The 591-nt window shown below is 66.3% G+C and carries 1 pseudogene; it reads right to left on the bottom strand.

Going from position 1 to position 591, the window contains the following annotated elements:
* Positions 1-70: 70 nt before the first annotated feature.
* Positions 71-591, bottom strand: a pseudogene (locus NKH04_RS33150) (IS66 family transposase); the annotation flags it as partial.

Genomic DNA, 591 nt, shown 5'->3' with positions numbered 1-591 from the left:
CTCCCGAGTGGTGTTTGTAACAACCACACATTCGCAAGAGCGGTGGCTGCTATCCAGTCGCCCATAGGATCTTCTCCCGCACGTGTTGGATCACCTTCCATTGCCGCGGCACCACCTCCAGCGTCTCGGTGATATCCTCACCCAGCCTGCGCAGCCGATGACCGCCGCAGCAGTGGCAAGCGGTCGGCGCCGGCTCGACCACGCGTTCGCGCGGCAGGTGCTCGGGAAATGGCTGGCGCGCCGGTCGCTTGCGCATGTAAGGCGCCACCTCGGTGGTCCGGGCCGCTGCCTGTTCGGCGGCGATCTCGTCTTCCGTGGCCGTGCTCTCGAGTTCCTCGAAGGTGAGCTCCATCTGGTCGTGCAGGCGGGCGGCACGTTCAGAACTCTGACCATGCAGCGCCCGCTGCAGCTTGCGGATCGTCAGATCCTGATGTGCAATCAGCGCCGCATCATCCGATGCCTTGGCCCTGGCGACCGCCAGTTCGGCCTCGACCAGCGCAGCGCGTGCGGCCTCGTCTTCGGCTCTGGCCAGCGCCGCGGTCAGCGCTGCTCTCAGCGCGCCAATATCGTCCGGAACAGCATCCTGGGCGG

The sequence above is a fragment of the Mesorhizobium sp. M1365 genome (assembly GCF_040317865.1).
In the GTDB taxonomy this organism is placed as follows: Bacteria; Pseudomonadota; Alphaproteobacteria; order Rhizobiales; family Rhizobiaceae; genus Mesorhizobium.
This window is presented reverse-complemented; position numbering and strand designations above follow the sequence as displayed.